Below are 20,470 nucleotides of genomic sequence, written 5' to 3'. Positions count from 1 at the left end.
AGAGGTTATCTGATTGCTGGTTTTGCGCTGGTATTTATTGCTAATATTTACATTAGTTTATTAGCATTACTGAGACAGACCATAAAAAAGGAAAAAACAGTAATTGCCGAAATGGAAAAATCTGCTGAAATAGAAGTATGATTTTCTAATCACTGCAAATAAAAAAGAGGCTGTCCGAAAATTACATTTCAGACAGCCTCTTTATATATTGCATGCTGTATCAGCTAACTAAAATTTAGATTCTGCCTCTCTCTATTCGCATAAAGACCAGTAAATCCTGTATCGATCTGCTATATGTTAGTTTGAATTCTTTCTGAAGTCTGTTTGCGAACAGAACAGTTTTTTGAGCTATAAAGTCTGTAGTGAATAATTCCAAAGAAAGATTCATAACAAAATTTGACATTGTTTTTATTTCATTTATCTGTTTTAATGTAAAAGAGCTAACCGTTTCGGCTATTGCCGAAAAACCGTCGGTATGCTGTTCGATTTCCAATTCCAGAATATTTTCCAGAATACAGTTTATTAATAAATTACGAACAATGCCTTTATGCGTAATTGTGCTGAGTTCCTCAATTTTCTGAGCAATTTCAGAATTTTGATAACTAATATTAAGATAGTCTTCTTTTATATGGAAAAATGTATTTTTTAATTTCTTAATGAGATTACTGTTGTATTCATTGGCTGCGGCTGTATCGGTTCCTATTTCGATTACATAAAATTTAATCGGAACGTGTTTTTCAAAATGCAGGATACTGTTCACACTCGAAGCACTTTTTAGAATTCCTGAATGCTTTTTTTTAATGATTTTTCGTTCCCCCAGTTCTCCAAAACTATGCTGCATGCTTCCATGAGAACAATAAGCAAAGAAGATAGGCGATGTCTTTAATGATTCCATGCTGAGTCTTACATCATCATGGAAAACCAAGTCAAACTGCATATACGTCATTCCTTCTGGAAATGTTATCCCAATGATGTTTCCTCTGGCAAAGGCGGATGATAAAGTCAAATTGAATTCATCATTATTGGTTACTAATGTTCCTTTGAAATTATCTTTCAAATCATTAAAAACATCTTCTGTTTTCCCAGCTTTTAAGTAAATATTTTTCATTTTTTAATGGTTTTAGAATAATCTCAATTTATACTGCTTCACTATCTGATTGGCATACTCAAATTTCGTAATCTACTGATTAAAAGCGTTATATAATTACTGCATAAAGTTTCATAATTTTTATTACTCTAATCCTAAATAACGGTCAGACCAAAACACCTAAACAGCAAAAAGGTTCAGAATAGTATCCTGAACCTTTTACTGACTTGATTTTATCAAGCCAAATTCCATTCTTTGTTAAAACAATGTTACTTGCTTAAATTAGAGGAGGAATTAGCCTTTCCAATAAATTCTTCACTGATCATTTTTATAGATACCCCCTACCTTTTATATCAACAGTTAAGACTTACTTTTTTGAATCGGCTTTTTTCTTAGTGCTGCCATCCACCGCATCTTTGGCTTTACTGATACTGATAGCAATAACCCCGCCTTCGTCCATTTTTCCTTCTTCCAATATTGCATTGGCAATTTCGACTGCCTTATTGCGTACTTTGACAGGAAGATTTTTCATTGCAGGCGGATAATCTTTTTTAGTCCAAGGCATAATACTTCGTTTTAAATTATCAGCATCAACAGACTATCCCATTATTTATTTGTGTTTGTTTTCAAACCCCAAAGTTCAACATGCGCTTTTTTGTCTTTTTCCTGACCAATTGTATGGTAATAGAACTCTACTTTTTTAATGTTTTTTTCACCGCCAAGATCTACTACCGAAGTTTCGCCTTCATGCTTAATTTCCTGACCTATCTTAACACTTTTCTTTTGGCCATTGTTATAAAAAATATCAAATGATTCCAAACGGATTGGTGCCTCTGTCACTTTAATCTTAACAGCTGCGAAACGGTTGGCTCCAACAATTAAAATTTTATCAGTCTCTTTATCAAGACTTACAATAGTTTCTCCAATTTTGTGCCATCCGCTTTTATCATTGATAACCACTTTGGGAGTCTGTGCCCAAATGCTGGCAGAACTTGCTGCAAGAAGCAGCATTAATACAATTTTTTTCATCTTCTTTTATTTTAACAGGTTATACTATTTGAAATTAGGAATGTGACTTTACTTTCAAAATTTCATTTTTTTAATGTTCCAAATGTATAACAGCAGCAGGCTAAAACATTTACATCACTTCAGCAATTGATTACATAATTTTCACATTTTAAGACAATTAACCATAAAAAGCCCTAAACACTTAAAAATGTTTAGGGCTTCAGTTTTTTTATAAAAATTCTGATTCTTATTTAAGCAACGGCAAGTACTTTTCTTTATTCTGATGCATTATCGAAATCAAAATGGCGCTTAAAACTAAAGCAAAAGGCAATCCGCTGGTATCCTGCACAATATTTGTCAAGACAATTCCAACCATAACAGGCAAAATGATTAAAGCTCCTAATGCTCTAAATCTTGGCAGGATTATTAATACACCGCCCAAAACCTCGACTGCACCTACAAGTGGCATGATCCAGCCAATTTCGGTAAAAGCGTTCATCGCTTTCTGCATTTTTTCGGGCAGATTTTCAGGCATTGGCATATAATAAAAAAACTTGTTCAGGCCTGCGTTGATAAACATCAAACCAAATAAAAGGCTTAAAACGAATATGATTTTATTTTTCATTATTAATTAATTTTAGCGTTACTAACAATTCATCTAATCTTTCTAATGTTGAAGTCAATCCTTCTTTCATTCCCATTTGAATGACTGCTTCCAAATCTTCAAGGGATTTATAAGTAACAATTGTTTCTACTACAGTATTCTCCTCTTTAGTTCCAAAATTTACCAGCCATACCGCTTGCGGCAAATCGGTATTTATGTTGCCGTCTTCATCACTAAAAGCATCGGTAGAGGTGTAATAATCAATAGGTTTAATTTCCAGAAATGTTGTCCATCCCCAATATTCAGTTCCATTAGGCTCTACCATTGCATAATGCCAATGACCGCCATTACTGAAATCCATTGATTTGGTCTTAGTCGATAGTGGTTTTGGTGCAAACCATTGGTCTAATAATTCTTTTTTTGTATAACAATCCCAAACCAATTGCTGATTGCCAAGGAATTCTCTTCTTACTGTAATCGTATTCTTTTCCTTGTCTACAAGGAAATCAAATTGCAAATTGCTGTTCATCATTTTTTTGTATTTTTAATTGTTAATAATAAATCATCCAATTGGCTAAAACGGGTTTCCCAAATCTTTTTGAACTGCTCCAGCCATTTGTCAATTTCTTTCATTTTGTCAATTTCAAGACTGTAATAAATTTCCCGTCCCTGCTGTTCTTGCTTCACTAACTCACATTCTGCCAATATTTTCAAATGTTTTGAAACTGCCTGTCGTGTGGTGTCAAAATGTTCTGCAATGGCATTAGGCGTCATAGCCTGCAAAGCAATGAGCGTAATAATGGATCTTCTTGTTGGATCTGCTATCGCCTGAAATATATCTCTTCTCATTTTTCAAAATTAAGAAACCAATTGGTTGCAAATATACATGCAACCAATCAGTTTCGCAAATGTTTTTACTTTTTTTTAAGATGAAGACATAAAAAAACCTAAACACTTAACATGTTTAGGTTCCTATTGTTTAACATTTACTCTGTTATTTTTTTACCTTATATTTTTGCTGATTGTATAAATAGAAAGGGCAAATTACATGAGCAAGGGCATCTTTGGCTAAATTTTCATTAAGTTTTTGAGGAGTAAAAATAGTGTCATTTTGAACATGAAACTGCAAAGGATCCTTATTAGGTTGCATAATAACCACTTCATTTCCCACACGGAAAGCGTTGATATCATTAAACTGCATCATTGCACGCCCCTGAAACGAATCAGGTAAATCAAACAAATTTCTTCCTGCCATTGGCGTTTCAATATCCATTCCGATTTTGCCCAGCACAGTAGGCTGTATATCAATCTGACTGCACAGTTTATTGTATTTTCCTCCTTTTGCAACACCCGGTCCAATAATCAGTGCCGGGATATGAAATTTGTTTATTGGCACAAGGTGTTTTCCATAAGTTCTTGTATTATGATCGGCAATTACAAGAAAAATGGTGTTTTTATAATAGGCTTCTTTTTTGGCTTGCTTAAAAAACTGGCCAATCGAATAATCCGCATATTTCATAGCATTGTCAACTGAATTCTTTTCCTTACTATAAAGGGAAATTCTTCCGTCAGGGAATTCAAAAGGCTCGTGATTAGAAGAAGAAAACACCAATGAAACAAAAGGTTTGCTGCCAAGATTTTTAAAATAAGTATTCGCTTTTGCCATTACATCTTCGTCAGACCAGCCCCAAGTGCCGTGAAAAGCAGATTTCTTAGAATCAAAGTCATCCTCATCAATAATTTTGTCAAAACCATTTCCGCTAAAAAAAGATCCCATATTATCAAAATTGGCCATGCCGCCATAAATGAAACTGGTGTCATATCCTTTTTGCTTCAATAGCGATGCTATGGTGTAGAAATTGGTTTGCGAATTATTCAGTTTTACCACACTTTCTGACGGAGACGGCAGAAAACCGGTAACAACAGCCTCGATACCGCGCACGCTTCGAGTTCCAGTGGAATATAAATTAGTAAATAAAGTTCCTTCTTTCGTCAGTTTATCAAATTCGGGAGTCAATGGCAGTCCGCCAAGCGAGCCCACATATTCAGCTCCCAGACTTTCTTCCAGAATAATCACAATATTATAAGGTCTTTTGATAATGCTGTCCGTTTTTTGAATATGCAGTAACGGAATAGAATCGTCTGAGAAAGCATTTGGTTTTACATCCATATATTTTTTCACCCTCGAAATGGCTTCGCTATAATCCATTTTCCCGTACATTTTCTCTGGGTTGCTCTCATTTTTCATTGAATACAATGCAAATGTTACAGTATAAAACGAATTAAGCCCAAGCGAATTGGTAAGATGATCTGTAGAAAAAATTGCATTACTGGCATTAATTGGCCTTTTTGAAGTCAGGCTAGACCTTGCACCGAAAAAAACAAAAAAAGCAACCAAAGGAAAGAATAATAACTTCGTTTTATAACTGGTCATTTTAATTTCAAAAAGCTGTTTTCTGTAGCGGATCAGCGTATATACAAATCCCGATAAAATAATCACAGTTACGAAAATGGACAAAAGATAGCTTTTCAGTAAAGTCCCTACAACCTCTTTTGGATAAATCAGATAATCTATAAACAGTTTATTGGGTCTGGTATCATACTCTTTAATAAAATCGAGCGTTGATAGCTCCATAAACAGAATCAGCGTCAAAAATAAAATGAAATATACGGTCAAAAAGCTTTGAATTTTCTTCAAAAAAGAATCGGGTACCAAAGCAATTAAAGCCAACGGCAAAAAAAGAAGGTAGCACAAAACTATCAGATCCATCCGTAATCCGATGGGAAAAATATAACCGTAATTTGGGGTTTCAGTAATACGGCTTCTAAAAAGTAAAAACAGTACAAAACGGCTGACAGTAAGAATTATTAAACCAATTAAAAGAAAATTAATAAGAGGTTTTGAGAACTGAATTTTTTTCATATTTGGGGGAATGCTAGGCAATATTTTATTATTTGGGCAAAAATAACAATTCAATTTTGAATTATTTCTGAATATTGTTGAATAAATGATTAAAATGGTAGAAAGGTCTTGTTTTTTTTTACAAAAAATCATTTTCTCTTAGACTTTATTATTCAAAATCCAGATTTCGTCCTTCGTTTTTTATTGAATATCAGGCTGAACAGGATCATCATGCTTATCTGATTCTCCTTTTTTGAAGTCAAGTTTTCCAAATTTATAACTAAACGAAATACCAAAAGACTGAACGGGTATCTGTTTTAAGTTTACCTGATCAAAACTTTCTCCATAACTGGCTGCTTTTTGGTTCATATATTTATTAAAAGGATTAGCCATCGTGATTCCGACACTTGCCTTTTTATTTAAAAACAGTTTTCTAAAAGCAATGTTATAGAAGAATTGCTCAGGACGGATTCCCTGAATAATTTTCTGAGAAGAACGATAGTTCCCAACGATTTCACCCATCATATTAGAGCTGAATTTATACGTTACATTTAAATTTGCTCTATAAATAAAACTGCTTACGCTTTCAAAACCGGGAGTCGAATTTTTTCGTTCTCCAAAATCAAATGTCCCCTTGACAGTACAACTTTTATTTATTGGAAGTAAACCAAAAACACTTGCTCCAATAGTAGTTTCTGTACCAATATTGTAACGTCGGGTTAAAGTAACATCGGTATATGAGGTGTCTCCAATAGTAAACTCATTATAAAAAGTCGTAAGGCTTTGAATATCTTCTGTATTATAGCGGTAATACCCCGAGAAAAAGAAATTAGCATCATTCTCATATTTTTTACTGTAACCAAGTTCATACCGGTTGCCTTTCTCTGGTTTCAAAAAGGGGTTGCCCGTACTGATATTATGTGGATCACTTATATTGAAAAAAGGATTTAAATCTTCAAAATCTGGTCTTTCGATACGAAAAGTATAAGCAAATTTCACAGATTGACTATCCGAAATTTTATGCTGCAAAATAAAAGAAGGCGCAAAAGTGTCATAATCTGGAATACTTACACCAGCAAAATCAGCTGTAGTAATGGTTCTTTCATAACGAAGCCCTGCCTTTCCTTCTAAATAATTATTAAATAATGTAAACGAACTTGATAAATAGGCTGCATAAATATTCCTTTTATATTTAAAACTGTAACTCTGTCCTAAATCATTATGATACGCATTATCATCTGATAAGGTATCAGAAACCACCTGACTGTCAATATTCTCAAAACTCGCTTTCGTTCCGGTTTCAAGAGTAAAACCTTCGGCTAGTGGATAAGTATAATCTACTGATACATCTACTTGGTGATCCTGCCCTGGATTATGATTTCGATTTCCTGATAAAGAATTGTCATCTTCAATTACCGTTTTCTGAGATGAATTATTGGTGCTTTTCCCTGAACTCGAAGTAAGCAGTATATTTAACTCTTCGTCTTTTTTATCGAACGTTTTTTTATACAGAACACTCCAATCTATAGCTTCTTCTTTAAAATTATTGGTCGAATTTCGATCACTATTAATCATGGACAAAGCTGTTCCATCTGATAAAAATGACTTCTGATTTTGAAAAGTTGTACCAGTGGCATCATTTTGAAAATGATTAAACCCTAAAGTGGCTGTCAAATCGTCTTTTTCAGTAATACTCCAATTTAAATTTATTCCAGTTTGATACCCGCTTCTTGCAAAAGGACTCTCCCCTGTTTGATGAAGAATGCTGACTGTATCTCTGGCTGTATTATAGGACTGGCGTTCACTGCTGGTTTTAGTAACCGTATTTAACTGCTTGTTGGCATTAAAATAAATACCTGCCCCAAAATTTCCTTTTTTGACATTTAACGTAAAACCGCCATTCTCCAAACGTGTTCCCAGCGATAGATTAATACTGCTGTTAATTCCTTCAAGCTTATTATCTTTTAAAATGATATTTATAATTCCTCCCGTTCCTGCGGCGTCGTACTTAGCTCCCGGGCTGGTGATAACCTCTATGTTCTTAATTTGGCTGGCCGGTATAGACTGCAAAGCATCAGAAACACTGGCTCCAAAAATACTCGAAGGTTTTCCATTAATTAAAAAACGAACACTTGAATTTCCCTGCAATTCAACTTTACCATCAATATCAATGCTTACCATTGGAACATTCTTTAAAACATCGATAGCTGCACCACCTTGAGCACTAAGGTCATTGACAGGGTTGTATATAATTTTATCAATTTTATTTTGTACCGAAGCCGATTTTGTAGTGATTTTTACTTCGTTAAGTTCATTCGATGCCGGAACCAGCAAAATCTCTCCTAAATTTATAATATTCGAAGAAACAGTAATAGTACTTTTTTCTATAGTTTTCACTTTATAACTTATAAAATCAACATTGATTGTATAAGTCCCAACTGGAAGATTACTAAAGATAAAAACACCTTTTTGATTGGTGGTTACTTCTTCAAAAGGCTTAATTTCACCTGTTTTGAAAACAGAAACTATCGCCATCTCGATAGGTGATTTTGTCTCTGAATCAGCAATTTTAGCAGTTATACTTCCTTTGTTTTTGGCAGTTTGTGCAACTGAAATAAGAGATAAAAAGAATACGAAAAATAAAATAGTATGGCGCATAATTAAATTTATTGAGGTAAAACTAAATTTTAAATCTGAAGAAAACCTGAAGAAACAACAATTAAAAGATAAAAATTTACGGAGCTTGAATTCTGTTTTTTTTTACTCATAATAAAAAAATTCAAAATTCATTCAAATTTGAATTAGTAAATTGCGTTATGAAAATTTTAATTATAGAAGACGAGCAGGAAATTGCCCAAAGCATTGTAAGTTATTTCAAGACCAACGGCATTCAATGTGAAACGGCTGGCAATTATGCATTGGCACGCACTAAAATTGATAATTACGATTACGATTGTATCATTTTGGATTTAATGCTTCCTGATGGCGACGGATTTGATATTTTGAAAAAATTAAAAAGCAAAAACAAATCCGAAGGCGTTATCATTATTTCGGCCAAAGAAACTTTGGATACCCGCATTGAAGGTTTTAATCTTGGCGCAGATGATTTCCTGACGAAACCATTTCATCTTTCGGAGCTCTTAGTGCGTATGCAGGCACTTATCCGACGCAAGAATTTTCAAGGAAATAATACTATTGTTTTCAATGAAATCAGTGTTGATCTTTTATCCAAAACAATAACTGTCAATAACCAAAAACTGGACCTAACCAAAAAAGAAATAGATTTACTGCTTTTTCTAATTGGCAACAATAATAAAGTCTTGTCCAAAGGTGCAATTGCTGAGCATCTTTCCGGCGATATGGCCGATATGCTCGACAATCACGATTTTATCTACGCTCATATAAAAAATTTAAAAAAGAAACTCCACGCAGCAGGAAGCGGTGATTACATCAAAACGATTTACGGTTTAGGATACAAATGGGAAAATGAGTAAAAAATTATTATATAAAACCACAAGCAGCTTTCTTATGTTTGCCATTATCATATTGTTAGTGTCAGCTCCTGTGTTTTATTACATTAGTGAGTGGCTCTACATTTATGAAACGGATGAAGTTTTACATTTTCATAAAGGCGCATTTGTAAAGGAAAGCCATAAAAATTTCACCGAAAAAAACATTGCAGTTTGGAACAAATACAACCTTAATGTAATGATTGCTGCCGATATGGGAGTAACCAAAGATTCCATTGTTGGCAAAATGTCATTTGATTCTATTGCTAATGAAAAAGAACCGTTCCGCATACTTTATGCACCAGTTGATATCAATGGCAAGAGATATACCTACACTGAAAAGATTAGTCTTGTAGAAATGGAAGGAATGGTAATAAATATTGCCATTATGTTTCTGTTTATCATCATTATGCTGCTTATCGGAATCATTTGGATATCAAAAACATCGGCAGCTAAAATATGGAAGCCTTTTTACAATACACTTCAACAAATACATGATTTTGAAATCGATAAAAATAAGCCTCCTCATTTCATTCCAACCGAAATAGATGAATTCAACCAGCTAAACAAAAGTCTGGAACAGCTTATCGAAAAAAATACAGCCATTTATAAAAACCAAAGAGAATTTGTAGAAAATGCTGCGCACGAATTACAGACTCCGCTGGCTTTGTTTCAAACTAAAATTGATACTTTACTGCAGTTGGAACTCAATAAAGAACAACTTTCTATCGTAAGTTCACTAAATAATGATGTTTCCAGACTTAACAGACTCAATAAAAATCTTTTACTGCTTTCTAAAATTGATAACGAAAGCTATCTTGAGAAAAGCACTATTGTTTTAAATGACTACATCGAAAAACATCTTGACTTTTTTACAGAACAGGCTGAAGCTAAAAATAGCAGCATTATAACCGAATTCTCCTCTGCCCTTTCCATTACAGGAAATCCAGCCTTAACAGAAGTATTAATCAATAATTTGTTTTTGAATGCTATTCGCCACAATGAAAAAAACGGAAAAATAATCATCCGCATACAAAACAATCAATTGTCCTTTTCCAATACCGGACAGACTGCATTAGCAATCGAAAAGTTATTCAACCGTTTTTCCAAAATAAATTCAGCTTCACAAGGCAACGGACTTGGTCTGGCTATCATTAAAAAAATAACTGAAATCAATCAATGGAAAATCAATTATACTTTTAATGACCAATTGCACTGCTTTAGCATTACATTTTAAAAATTTAGTTTTTTTATTTAAGCTATCTGTTTTTTGGTCAATTGTCCAGTTGCAATAACCACTATAAATACAGCAGCTAATAGCAAACTTGCCTTTATGTTTCCAAAATTCATCCCTTCGGGTTTGGTCAGATAGTCACCCATTGTTGCACCAATCGGGTGTGTGAGAATAATGGCTAACCAATACAAAAGTTCTCTTGATGTTTTGGTCAAATAAACCAATCCGACAACAACAGCAAGGAATAGTAATAAGAGCAGAGTTCCGCCGTCAAAACCCAATGATGTGTTGTGTGCTAATAAATCTCCAAAGGCAGTTCCTAAGGTGCTTGATGTTAAAATTGCGATCCAATATAAAAATTCAGTTCGTTTGTTTAATCCATTTTCTATTGTGTTTGCTGTTGAATGGTATTTCCAAATACTAAATGTAAATAGCAATGCAACAATCAATATCATTGTTTCGAAAGTATATCCTTGATTTTCTGTAAACCCCAACTGCAGATGAAAGAATGACCTGCTTATGAAATCTGAAATTGTTGTTCCAGCTGTACTTGCCAAAGTTATTACGATCCAATACAAAAGCGGTTTTTGGGTTTTTGAACAAATTGAAATTGCCAACGCAATTAAAAAGAGTGCAATTAATGCAATTGTCCCACCGTCATAACCTAAATTAAATGTTTGGGAAATCAAATCTCCTGCCGTTTCTCCCATCGTATTGGCACTAATAATTAATGCCCAATAAAAAAGATTTATTTGGGGTAAATGTTTCATCTATTAAACTTTAGATTTTATAGTGTCTCAAAAAAATTAGAATTGCATCACTAAACCGCAACCCAATTGTTTTCCATTATAATATGGCATTATCATCGAAGAAACTTTGTTTTCCTTAGCTTTGGTGCTGAAAAGTTTTCTATTGACATAAGGATAAATCCAATAAGCAACCTTGGTGCTTAAAATTCCAATCCCTGCTCCAGCCGCTACATCGGTAAGCCAGTGCCTGTTATTGATAATTCTAAAAACACCTGTTCCAGTAGCGATAATATAACCGCTTACTCCGTACCAAATGGACCTATCTTTGTATTCCTGCCAAAGAAACTCCGCTCCGGCAAAAGCAGTTGCAGTATGCCCCGAAGGAAATGAATTATTGGAAGAACCATCAGGTCTTTCCTCTTTTGTTATGTCTTTTAAAGCAAGAACCGCAACACTCATCATAAGATAGGAACTGGTCAAAATAATGGATCGGTCTTTGAGATTATTTTTCCCTTTATCGCCAAATGCATTCAAAACATAAACCGAAGCAGCTGGTGCGTATTGCGCAAAGTCATCAATCGTAAGCTTTTCGTCAATATGCTCATTCACTTCTTCCTGAATCTCAGAATTAAAACTCTTAAGCTGATCGCTGTTAAGACCAATAAAACCATAACCAATTAATACACTGGGAATTATTAATTGTTTATAGTTAAACTTTAAATTCTGCACAGTATCTTTTACCACAAGAGTAGCTGTAACACTGTTTTGTGCTGTCAAAAAATGAGTTGACAGCAATACAACAAATATCCGGAAACATTTCATTATAACTGTTTTAAAATCAATACAAAGTACGAATTCAATTCTGAATTAATTCTGTATTTTGTATTGATTTTAAAACATTATTTAAACTTAGCACGCTGATTCCTGCTGCCAGCTTCTCAAAGTCTTCTCGAACAAGCTAATGATCTTATCTGGACGCCACGCAAAGTTGTCTGGCTTCGTATCTGTTCCTATATGCAATACCTGCCTTTCATCTAAGCTTGTTCTTCCATGATTAATCTCAAAGCTGACATGTTGAAGTTTATTTTAAAAGTTCAAAAATCAACAGCAACAAAATAGGCATTTAAATTGAATTTCTGTTTAAAGTATGTTTTTTCTATTATCATAAAACCGAATTGGCTTTCTGCTGTTTGGATTAAAAATTAATGGAATTAAAACTTCATTGGCAGTAAATTCAATTTTTGGAGTAACACGCAACTTGGCTCTAAAATGATCTTTTAATTCTTGCAAAAACACGGCTGTTGGATTTTGAGTTGCAATTTTTATCAAAATCTCATCGGTACCCAAATCATTAGTCGTAATTTCGATAATATAGTTTTCGATAGCTGTAAAATCATTTAGAACATCATTCATCGCCGGCGGATACAATGTGGTTCCTTTATATTTAATCATGTGCTGTTTTCTTCCAATTACTGGTCCGACCCGCAATGTATTTCGCCCGCATAAACAAGAATCAGTATGTAACTGCACAACATCGCCAGTTTTAAAGCGAATTAAAGGCATCGCTTCTATTCCCAATGTAGTAAAGGTCAATTCTCCTGATTCGCCATTTGAAACAGGATTATTATTTTCATCCAATACTTCGACAATAATTAATTCCGGATGATGATGCCCTCCTACTCCATGGCTGCATTCGGTAAAAGCAGTACTCATTTCGGTCGAAGCATAAGTAGAAAACAACTTAATTTTCCATTTATCCGTTATCTTTTTACACAAAGTATTACTAGTAAAATCTTGATTTCGAATAGGCTCTCCAATACAAATAGCGCCTTTTACACTCGAATTATTAATATCAATATTGTGCTGTTCAGCATATTCAATCATTTTTAATAAAAAAGATGGAACAGTAATTAAATACGTTGGTTTGTACTTCATAATTGAATCCCATTGTAATTCGGGAATTCCTGCGCCTACACGAATCACTCCAACTTTCATTTTTCGAAGCCCCAAAAAATAGGCCAATCCCGCCATGAAACGACGGTCAATTGTAGTCATTAATTGTACGACATCGCCTTCTTTTATTCCTGCACAATCAAATGAAATGGCTTCATTGTAAGCCAAACGATCTAAATCATCATCTGTCAGTCCAAATGTAACGGGTTCTCCCAAAGTGCCTGATGTAGTAGCATAATCAATAATTTTATTCTTTGGAACACATAAAAAATCATCATTATGCTTTTGTAAATCTTCCTTTGAAGTAACTGGTAATAAAGTTAAATCCTCAATTGTTTTTATACTGGCAATATCAATATTATTTTTAGCAAAGAAGGAACTATAAAAGGGTGAATTTGTATTAACATAATGTAACACTTCCTGCAGCTTTTGTTCCTGAAACGATTTTATTTCGGCTTTGGCATCTAATTCTATTTTTGGAATCATTATCGTTTTCTTTTTATTTTTTTTAAGTAACTGCTAATCTTTTCTCTTTCAATAAGTGAAGTAACTTCTTTAGTCAATGCTTTCTCAAATTGATCTTGAGCTAAATCATATTTTTTATTTCGATAAAAGTACAATCCTGCTTTATAATAAACAACCCAATAATCAGGATTTAAAGATTGATAATAACCAATATAATTTCCCGAAGGCAAATTGGTTTTATTCGATAAAACAGCATCCATCTTTTTGTCTTCGATGCGAAATTGAATGTAGTTTTGATAAGCCGCTGATTTTAAAAACGGATCGGGCGGAATATTCATTGTTTCATTTTCTAATGAAACAAAACTGGCAGTATTCTCTTTTTTGTTTTTAAAAATTGCATTCAAATCGTAGCAGACAAACTCACCTAATTGATAAGGACTTGCAGATACCCAAACCAGCCGCTGAGCTGGCTTAAAAACGATTCCGTGGTGGGCTAATAGTTGGTTAATAGCTTTTTCATTACCATACCCCAATGACACATTATTAATTCCATCTTTATTCCTAAGGATATCCACAGCAATTTGCGGTGTTATTTTTTGGTTTTCATTAAGTAATTCTGTCATTCGATCAAAACGATATTGGGAATGACTATTCTTTATTTGATTCAAATTTCTTTTATTATCTTTTAAAGCCTCACTTTGAAAATGATTGGAACAAATTAATTCATTACCATTGGGGGCTTCAAAAATATCTAAATTGTCTGGTGCAATTTCAATCAAAACAGCTTTATTATCATTGGCACTGCCAACCATAATTGATTCGGAAACAAATACTTTTCTTTTTTTTGCGATTGCTATAGCTTCATCAATAGTTTTGGCATACTGTAAAATTTCGCGGGTTACAATAGAAATTGGCGTTTTGGCAATTAATGGAATTTTAGATTTACCAGCATTGATAGTTACTGTCAATCCTTCGGCATTCATCCCTGAGCAAACACCTATCATTCCTGGCCAGGTTACCATCATAAATGGATGCCCATCTTTTGGATTAATAAAAGCGATTATTTTTTCTTTTGCAAAATCATCACCAGCGTAAAAATCAAAATTTCTACCTAAAATCAAACTTCCGTCATCCGATTTATTGCCCCAAACCGCAAATGACGTACATCCTACCATTGCTAAATCTTGAACTGCATGACCAATATCATGAGCACCATGCAGGTATAAATCTCTCAAAAAAGAGGGCGCAATATAGCTTAAATCCTTTGGTGCATATTGAGAAACTCCATAAATTTCAGTTTGAAACTCATTATCAACATTCAGATATAATTTTCGATTGAACCATTTTAGGAAATTTCGAAGTATCGATCTCTTAAAATCCGAAGGAATCAATTCATTTACTTTATCAAACAAAATATGTTCTTGTTTTTTTAATAAGGAGTCTGTCAAACTACCAATAGCTAATCCCCTTTCCAATGGATCACCCTCGGCATATAGTTCCCATAAATGTTGTTTATTTCTAAGTAAAAAATTATTTCTGGTATAAAAAATGGTATCAGATTGCTTTTGAACAACAGGTTTTATATTATTATATGCAGCAATTTCTGGCTGATGACGCATTGATTTTGAGATACCGCAAGAAGCTATGAATAAAGCAAAGAAAAAGAAAAAAATATATAAAATCTGTTTTTTCATATGCAACTATTTCTGGTTCCCTATTGATCTATAAACATTTTAGTAATGCTTAGTTTATTTCCACTATGCTGTCTGGTTAATTTTGTTTATCAAATAATCTTTCCCTAAAATTTCAGAACAAGTAACAACTGCTCCAATGGTAACGCCCAAAACGCCATGCATATTGACACTTTGCCCTGTTAAGTATAGATTATCTAACTTTGTTTTTGAAGGAATAAATGTCTTCATTGGATTATCAGAATCTTTTTCATAACCATACATATTACCATTATAACCTCCAATATAATCTCTATACGACAATGGTGTAGAAGTGTGGACTGATTTAATACAATCTTTTATTCCAGGGAATTTTTTTTCTACTACTTCTAGAAAACGATTAGTTTTACGAGCTTTAAAATCCTCATAACTTTCGCCTCTATTATTAACATCGGCCACAGTATTGAATGTATCTTTCCATGGTTCTAAATCGGAATACTTCATATAAGTAATAAAAGTCATTCCTTCTGCCCAACCATCCTCTTTTTTAGAAGCATTCATAGATGCCATAAATGCTTTTGGCCAAGTTTGCTCGTTATAATCTTGAGCTTCCCATACTTCGCTACTATTTTTACAATGGTAATAATTCTTATTTAAATACCTAAACGTTTTTGGCTTAAAAACGATATATAAACTAAAAGCAGAAATACTGCCTTCTAAACTCGAAATCCTATTTACAAAGGCTTTCCTAAAATGGTTCTCTCCCACTAATTTCAAAGTAGCTTTAGGGTCTATATTCGAAATGAAGTATTTTCCAGTAACACTCGTGCCGTCTTTCATTTTGGCAGTGGTAATAACATTATTTTCAACAATTAACTGGTCAACATCTTTATACTTAAAAACAACTCCTCCATATTTTTTGAGTTGTTTAATTAACTGTTTAGTAATTTGGCTGCCTCCATTTATACAACGCCATGAACTTTGCATGTAAGTATTAACCGTGAGGGCGTGTACATAAAAAGGGGATTTAGCTCCGCTTCCAGCATATAAAAAATTGCTTCCAGCAAAAACAGCCTGCAGCATTTTATTATCAGTCAATCCTGCAATAAAATTCTTTGCATTTACAGATAGAATGTCGTTGTCATAGCGTCCTTCTGCTCTTAAATTATAAAGGGGAAATGTATCGCAGGTGGTAATAATTGCTTCACAATATTTATTTATAGCCTCTCTTTCGTCAGGAAAAAATTTAACCAATTGATTCACAAAATTATCATATCCTTGAGCATGCGGAAATTCCACGTCTACATCTTCAAAAGAAATTATATCATATCCATCCTCATCCATTTTTTTGAGATTCAAACTATCCATAATACCAATGTATTTGAAATATCGATATAGATTTTGGCCTTCACCTAATCCTCCAATGTAATGAATTCCCGTGTCGAAAATTGTTTTATCCCGAACAAACGTTTGCAAATTGCCTCCAAACTGATTATTTTTTTCCAGCACACAAACGCTATAACCTTCTTTGGCTAAAATTATAGACGAAACGAGTCCGCCCAATCCACTTCCGATTACAACAACATCATAATGCTTTTTCATCATATCCCTTTCTTTAGTACAATCATTTCTTCTGTTTCATGCACAGTTTGAAAACCAAATGACGCTATTGTTTCTTTTAATTTTTTATTATTTAATACAATTACAGTGCTCGCTAAATTGCATACTGCATCCAAATTGCTTACTCCATTTTCATTCGAAAGCAATACTACATCATATTTTTTGAGAGTATTCAATTCATTTTGATCCAAATAATGAATCGCTCTTTTCTTTAGTATATAATTGGTTTTGGCAATTTCTCTATTCTCTTCCAAAAGAATAACCGAATCAATTTTTCTTAGTGGTTCTTGTAATGCCAATAATATATCCAATTGCCTATAGTCACTTCCAAAATGAAGTATTCGAGCTTTAGAATCTATCCATTTATTCAAATCATAATATAGCTGCAAATTTTGCTCTAGATTAACTTTTACTGCATTCAATATCTGCATTTCCTTGAAAGCATAACTATTCATAAGCTTAGCTTTAAAATAATCGACGCCTTCTAAATCTAAACGCAGCTTTTTATATTGCAGTTTAAAGAAACTGCTTATTTTTTTAGTTCTCTCGGCAGCATTAGTGCCAAAAGAGGTATCGTCATACAAAATTCTATCTAGAATTGTCACCGTCGTATTTCCTCCATTGATAACAAAATCTCCTTTGGGCAAAACTTCAGAATATCCGTGAATGAGCACTGGAATTATATCCAATTGTAATTGTTCAGCCAAATAAAAAGCACCTTTATGAAATCGTTTAATCGCATTATCCTCAGATCGTGTTCCCTCTGGAAAAACCATTATAGAAAAACCTTCCTCTACTTTGGAACGCAAATGTTCTACACCATTATCCATACCACTCGACACTGGATAAAATCCAGCTAGACGAACTCCTTTTCCAAAAACTGGAGAATTATATACCCAATCACTAACTAAGAAAATAATCTTTGGACTCAACATTCCAATAGCCAAAATATCGAGGAACGAACTATGATTAGCAATAATTACGGCAGGTTTATCAAAGGTTTCTTGTGAAGTATTATTTATTTTCCTTTTTACGGAAGGATAACTTGCCAAGACTGAATGCATAAACTTAGACATCAAAAAATGAAATCCTCTTAGTTTTGATTTTTTTGAGAAAGGCAAAATTACCATCAAAATGGCACTTCCTAATGACAATACTATACATCCTAATCCAAAATAGGTAAACGAAATAACGGAATGCAATAGTCTCTTAATTTCATAAGGAGCTTTCCCCTTTTTCACTCTATTGGTTATAAAAAAATGGAAAATTAGCGGCTGAATAATAAATGTTATCATCAGTGCCGAAAATATCCCTATAATAGCAATTAATGATATAGATTTTAGTGCAGGATGTTTGGCAAAAACAAGCACCCCCATTCCTAAAATTGTTGTAGCTACCGATAGTATAATTGAAGTCCTGTAACTTGGCAATTCAATTTTCCCGTATGTAAATTCCTTTTGTAAAGCGGTAGTCATAAAAATGCTGTAATCAACTCCAATTCCAAAAATCAAAGTACAAACTATAATGTTAACTACATTAAACTGCAATCCAAACAGTCCCATAAGTCCAGTTGTAAAAATCCAGCTTATAAGGATTGGAATAATACTGATAATAGCCAATTCAATTTTTCTGAAAGCTAATATCAGGACTAAAAAAACCGCAATAAAAGAATAATCAACAAGGTTTTCGAAATTCATTTTTAATGTTCCTAAAAACGTCTTATTTGTTTCCTGTCTGTCAATTACAACCAAATAGGGCTGTTTTTTTATTAGATTTACAAAAACATCTCTTTTTCCATTAGTAACTTTTACTAAAGTTGAAATAGTAAAAAATCCATTTTTTTGAGCTGCAAATTCATCAAGAAAAAAAGATTTCATTTTAAAATAGTCATCAATAGTTACTGGCTTAAAGTCTTTATCAAGCAATTCAAAAAAACCAGAAAAAGCATCAGCTTTAAAACCATAGCGATTTCCTTCGCTAATTAAAGTCTTATTCAAATTTTCTTTTTTCTGTGAATCCCAAAAAGAATTCCATTCCTTGATTTTTTGATTTTGAACTTCTGCAGAAAAAACAATTCCACCAATAGAACTGAAATTTAAAATATCCTTACCTGCTTTATCCTTCTCTAATACTTTAAAAAGAGTATTATTATTGGCTACAACTTCATCATAACTTTTACCGTAAGTAGCCAAATAAATAGATTTAGAATCATTGTTATTTGCAATTTGATCTAGTTTCTTCTCATTCAGCCTCAGTTCGGGAGTCATAAAATTCAAATCTGAAAGATCATTGTTAAAAGTAACTTTTGAATACGTAAAAAGTGAGACTACAAATAATGCCAACACCAAACCTATCAAAAATTTATTTTTATGGTACGAATAAGCACCCAAATTGTCAATCACATTTGGTTTTTGAATAAGAACTTTGGAATTAAAATTGTACAAAACCGGAATTAAAATTAAAGAAAAAACAGTAGTAGCAACTACGCTCAATCCAGCAAAAATACCCAAATCCTGTAACGCTTCTGACTTAATAAAAAACAAACACAAAAACGTAATTGATGTAGTTATCCCACAAAGCAACAATGGCCGTGTAATATCTTTGAAAAGCAGTTTAACATTCTTGTTATTTCTCAAATGGGTTAAAACATATATCGAATAATCTGTAGTTTCTCCCAATAAAATAGAACTTATTCCTAAAGAAATAGCCGATATGCTCCCTTTGCAGATATACAAAACCGCCAAAGCAAACAAAGCGCCCAGCAAGGAAGGAATAAAAATAATTATTGGAGTAGTGATACTTCTGTAAAAAAAAGCAAGTATTAAAATCAAGGCAACTCCCGCAAATATAGAAGTGCTTTGAACATCCGATTTAATTTGTGTAGCATTGGCAACAGCCACAGGCGTAGCTCCAAAATAAGTCATCTCAGCTTTGCCTTTAAACTGTTGATTTAAATTCGCTTTGATTTTATCCAAATTACTTATAAAAAAAGTGTTTTTGTCCGTTTCATTCGTCGCTAATTTGGGAGTAATAAAAAGCAATAAATTATTTTTGTCTTTGGTCAAAACAAATCCGTTTTCGATAGCAAAGTCATCACCCACGCTTAATTGCTCCATTTTTTTTAAAGCAATAAAAGAAACACCAAGCGGATCTTTAAGAATAAAATCTTTAGATACTAGTCCAGCAGGAGAAATTATGGATTTATAATCGGCCGCAACACTATTGGCAATACTGTCTTTGTGCAGTTTATTCTGAATATGTTCATAATCCTTTTGATCCAAAAAAAGCGGCAAATTATCATATACAAAATCAAAAGTTTCCTGAATATTTTCTTCTTCAATTTTACCCTGTACTTTGGAAATATAGGGTTTGCAAGCAGAATCAAGACTATCTAAAAAAACATTGGCATACTCAGTCAGATTCTCTGATGAGCCGTTTTCTTTAGTGGAAATTATAATTGTAATTTTATCAGCAAAATTAACCTGATCTAATACTTTTGAAGTTATTCCAGACTGATCATTAGAAGGTATTAATTGATTTATATTTTCCTGAAAAGAGATTCTGAAAGCTAAGAATCCTAAAACTAAGACCATGACAATTGCCATACCAAACGAAAGTAATTTTCTGGAAGTTATGAATGTATATAAGTCGAATAGTTTTTTTTGCATG

16 protein-coding genes are annotated in these 20,470 nt (G+C 33.2%); 2 read left to right on the top strand and 14 right to left on the bottom strand.

What is annotated here, in order from left to right; translation table 11 throughout:
• Positions 1-235: 235 nt before the first annotated feature.
• The 8 genes from CLU83_RS03395 to CLU83_RS03360 all read right to left on the bottom strand — a co-directional run bounded on the left by CLU83_RS03395 (position 236) and on the right by CLU83_RS03360 (position 8,259).
• The gene (locus tag CLU83_RS03395) at positions 236-1,108 is read right to left on the bottom strand and encodes a hypothetical protein (protein ID WP_100430317.1); all 873 of its coding nucleotides are present in this window, start codon (positions 1,106-1,108) and stop codon (positions 236-238) included.
• Positions 1,109-1,454: 346 nt separating this feature from the next.
• Positions 1,455-1,652 (bottom strand): hypothetical protein, encoded by a 198-nt coding sequence (locus CLU83_RS03390; protein WP_100430316.1) that lies wholly within the window; start codon positions 1,650-1,652, stop codon positions 1,455-1,457.
• A 41-nt stretch (positions 1,653-1,693) separates the two neighbouring features.
• On the bottom strand, positions 1,694-2,116 hold the full coding sequence (locus CLU83_RS03385) for a hypothetical protein (protein ID WP_100430315.1): 423 nt from the start codon (positions 2,114-2,116) through the stop codon (positions 1,694-1,696).
• A 226-nt stretch (positions 2,117-2,342) separates the two neighbouring features.
• The gene (locus tag CLU83_RS03380) at positions 2,343-2,720 is read right to left on the bottom strand and encodes a DoxX family protein (protein ID WP_100430314.1); all 378 of its coding nucleotides are present in this window, start codon (positions 2,718-2,720) and stop codon (positions 2,343-2,345) included.
• Complete coding sequence (locus tag CLU83_RS03375) at positions 2,710-3,231, bottom strand: SRPBCC domain-containing protein (RefSeq protein ID WP_232726954.1); 522 nt, start codon at positions 3,229-3,231, stop codon at positions 2,710-2,712. The genes CLU83_RS03380 and CLU83_RS03375 overlap by 11 nt, the downstream gene beginning before the upstream one ends.
• The gene (locus CLU83_RS03370) at positions 3,228-3,548 is read right to left on the bottom strand and encodes a helix-turn-helix transcriptional regulator (RefSeq protein ID WP_100430313.1); all 321 of its coding nucleotides are present in this window, start codon (positions 3,546-3,548) and stop codon (positions 3,228-3,230) included. The genes CLU83_RS03375 and CLU83_RS03370 overlap by 4 nt, the downstream gene beginning before the upstream one ends.
• A 145-nt stretch (positions 3,549-3,693) precedes the next feature.
• Positions 3,694-5,622 (bottom strand): LTA synthase family protein, encoded by a 1,929-nt coding sequence (locus tag CLU83_RS03365; protein WP_100433595.1) that lies wholly within the window; start codon positions 5,620-5,622, stop codon positions 3,694-3,696.
• Positions 5,623-5,802: 180 nt separating this feature from the next.
• On the bottom strand, positions 5,803-8,259 hold the full coding sequence (locus CLU83_RS03360; protein WP_100430312.1) for an outer membrane beta-barrel protein: 2,457 nt from the start codon (positions 8,257-8,259) through the stop codon (positions 5,803-5,805).
• A gap of 158 nt (positions 8,260-8,417) precedes the next feature.
• Here CLU83_RS03360 and CLU83_RS03355 point away from each other — a divergent pair, with 158 nt between their 5' ends.
• Both CLU83_RS03355 and CLU83_RS03350 read left to right on the top strand, forming a co-directional pair.
• A complete protein-coding gene (locus tag CLU83_RS03355; RefSeq protein ID WP_100430311.1) occupies positions 8,418-9,095 on the top strand; it encodes a response regulator transcription factor in 678 nt (225 codons plus the stop codon).
• Complete coding sequence (locus CLU83_RS03350; protein ID WP_100430310.1) at positions 9,088-10,347, top strand: HAMP domain-containing sensor histidine kinase; 1,260 nt, start codon at positions 9,088-9,090, stop codon at positions 10,345-10,347. The genes CLU83_RS03355 and CLU83_RS03350 overlap by 8 nt, the downstream gene beginning before the upstream one ends.
• Before the next feature lie 17 nt (positions 10,348-10,364).
• Here CLU83_RS03350 and CLU83_RS03345 read toward each other — a convergent pair whose 3' ends face one another.
• From CLU83_RS03345 to CLU83_RS03320, 6 genes are all read right to left on the bottom strand, one after another.
• A complete protein-coding gene (locus CLU83_RS03345) occupies positions 10,365-11,114 on the bottom strand; it encodes a hypothetical protein (protein ID WP_100430309.1) in 750 nt (249 codons plus the stop codon).
• Between the two features lie 36 nt (positions 11,115-11,150).
• Positions 11,151-11,915: a phosphatase PAP2 family protein gene (locus CLU83_RS03340; RefSeq protein WP_100430308.1), complete on the bottom strand. Its 765-nt coding sequence runs from the start codon at positions 11,913-11,915 to the stop codon at positions 11,151-11,153.
• A gap of 318 nt (positions 11,916-12,233) precedes the next feature.
• Positions 12,234-13,532: an AMP-binding protein gene (locus tag CLU83_RS03335; protein ID WP_100430307.1), complete on the bottom strand. Its 1,299-nt coding sequence runs from the start codon at positions 13,530-13,532 to the stop codon at positions 12,234-12,236.
• A complete protein-coding gene (locus CLU83_RS03330) occupies positions 13,532-15,205 on the bottom strand; it encodes a C45 family peptidase (protein WP_100430306.1) in 1,674 nt (557 codons plus the stop codon). The genes CLU83_RS03335 and CLU83_RS03330 overlap by 1 nt, the downstream gene beginning before the upstream one ends.
• 63 nt (positions 15,206-15,268) lie before the next feature.
• On the bottom strand, positions 15,269-16,783 hold the full coding sequence (locus tag CLU83_RS03325; protein ID WP_100430305.1) for an NAD(P)/FAD-dependent oxidoreductase: 1,515 nt from the start codon (positions 16,781-16,783) through the stop codon (positions 15,269-15,271).
• Entirely contained in the window at positions 16,783-20,469 is a 3,687-nt protein-coding gene (locus CLU83_RS03320) for a 1-acyl-sn-glycerol-3-phosphate acyltransferase (protein WP_100430304.1), read from the bottom strand. Before CLU83_RS03320 ends, CLU83_RS03325 begins: the two co-directional genes overlap by 1 nt.
• Between the last annotated feature and the right edge of the window lies 1 nt (position 20,470).

Source organism: Flavobacterium sp. 1 (assembly GCF_002797935.1).
Taxonomy (GTDB): Bacteria; Bacteroidota; Bacteroidia; order Flavobacteriales; family Flavobacteriaceae; genus Flavobacterium.
The sequence above is the reverse complement of the archived record's forward strand: the minus strand, read 5'-3'. Positions and strand labels throughout refer to the sequence as shown.

Coding starts and splice junctions, on each gene's coding strand:
- CLU83_RS03345 (WP_100430309.1), bottom strand. CDS start 11,114: ATGAAACATTTACCCCAAATAAATCTTTTTTATTGGGCATTAATTATT.
- CLU83_RS03390 (WP_100430316.1), bottom strand. CDS start 1,652: ATGCCTTGGACTAAAAAAGATTATCCGCCTGCAATGAAAAATCTTCCT.
- CLU83_RS03370 (WP_100430313.1), bottom strand. CDS start 3,548: ATGAGAAGAGATATATTTCAGGCGATAGCAGATCCAACAAGAAGATCC.
- CLU83_RS03365 (WP_100433595.1), bottom strand. CDS start 5,622: ATGAAAAAAATTCAGTTCTCAAAACCTCTTATTAATTTTCTTTTAATT.
- CLU83_RS03335 (WP_100430307.1), bottom strand. CDS start 13,532: ATGATTCCAAAAATAGAATTAGATGCCAAAGCCGAAATAAAATCGTTT.
- CLU83_RS03330 (WP_100430306.1), bottom strand. CDS start 15,205: ATGAAAAAACAGATTTTATATATTTTTTTCTTTTTCTTTGCTTTATTC.
- CLU83_RS03325 (WP_100430305.1), bottom strand. CDS start 16,783: ATGAAAAAGCATTATGATGTTGTTGTAATCGGAAGTGGATTGGGCGGA.
- CLU83_RS03355 (WP_100430311.1), top strand. CDS start 8,418: ATGAAAATTTTAATTATAGAAGACGAGCAGGAAATTGCCCAAAGCATT.
- CLU83_RS03350 (WP_100430310.1), top strand. CDS start 9,088: ATGAGTAAAAAATTATTATATAAAACCACAAGCAGCTTTCTTATGTTT.
- CLU83_RS03380 (WP_100430314.1), bottom strand. CDS start 2,720: ATGAAAAATAAAATCATATTCGTTTTAAGCCTTTTATTTGGTTTGATG.
- CLU83_RS03375 (WP_232726954.1), bottom strand. CDS start 3,231: ATGATGAACAGCAATTTGCAATTTGATTTCCTTGTAGACAAGGAAAAG.
- CLU83_RS03395 (WP_100430317.1), bottom strand. CDS start 1,108: ATGAAAAATATTTACTTAAAAGCTGGGAAAACAGAAGATGTTTTTAAT.
- CLU83_RS03385 (WP_100430315.1), bottom strand. CDS start 2,116: ATGAAAAAAATTGTATTAATGCTGCTTCTTGCAGCAAGTTCTGCCAGC.
- CLU83_RS03340 (WP_100430308.1), bottom strand. CDS start 11,915: ATGAAATGTTTCCGGATATTTGTTGTATTGCTGTCAACTCATTTTTTG.
- CLU83_RS03320 (WP_100430304.1), bottom strand. CDS start 20,469: ATGCAAAAAAAACTATTCGACTTATATACATTCATAACTTCCAGAAAA.
- CLU83_RS03360 (WP_100430312.1), bottom strand. CDS start 8,259: ATGCGCCATACTATTTTATTTTTCGTATTCTTTTTATCTCTTATTTCA.